Genomic DNA, 617 nt, shown 5'->3' with positions numbered 1-617 from the left:
CCGACGACAATTCTATATTTACTTTTTAATAACCCCTCTACTGCCTTTACGCCCCCCGCTAACCCATTTGTCATGGAGTTGTTTATGCATGACTGCATTGTGTTCATTTTCAACTCTTTCTAGTTCTTGGATACGCTGCTCTTTGTCCTGTAACTTTAAGCGTAACTGCTGGTTTTCATACCTTAGTTCCTCTATGGTTTGTGTCATAGTTGCCCTCCTAATCCACCCCTTTTATACGTAATTGATGGGTTGTTCGGGTCTACCCATTCGTCTGGTGAAGCAGGTAAAACCCTTACGTCTTGAGTTTTAACACCCTCGTACACAGGAATTGGCCCTTCCACATTTTCCAATGCCCGTTTGTACACCGGCGCCAATACGTTGTTAGCGTCATACCTATCCCACCATAGTCCATACGGACGTAATAAAAACTCATCAAACCCTATAGGCAGTTTACCTGTAATAGGCCTTCCGAAAAGGGACTCAGCCTCCATAACCTCCTGCTTGACGTCACCTCGAAGCCTGTAAAACTTACTTAACGCTTTTTCTACAGCAACCAGGTATCGATCCCGCGCTTCAGTAAGTTCTGATAATTCTTCTTCCATATCAACCTGTAAACC

The 617-nt window shown here is 44.1% G+C and carries 1 protein-coding gene; it reads right to left on the bottom strand.

Features of this window, described 5'->3' with window-relative positions:
* Positions 1–203: 203 nt before the first annotated feature.
* On the bottom strand, positions 204–617 hold a 414-nt coding region (locus tag CLD20_RS20010), incomplete at its 5' end, for a hypothetical protein (RefSeq protein WP_224408439.1).

This window comes from Afifella sp. IM 167, from assembly GCF_020144925.1.
Classification (GTDB): domain Bacteria; phylum Pseudomonadota; class Alphaproteobacteria; order Rhizobiales; family Afifellaceae; genus Afifella.
Note: the sequence above shows the minus strand (reverse complement) of the source record. Positions and strands in the feature narration are given on the sequence as shown.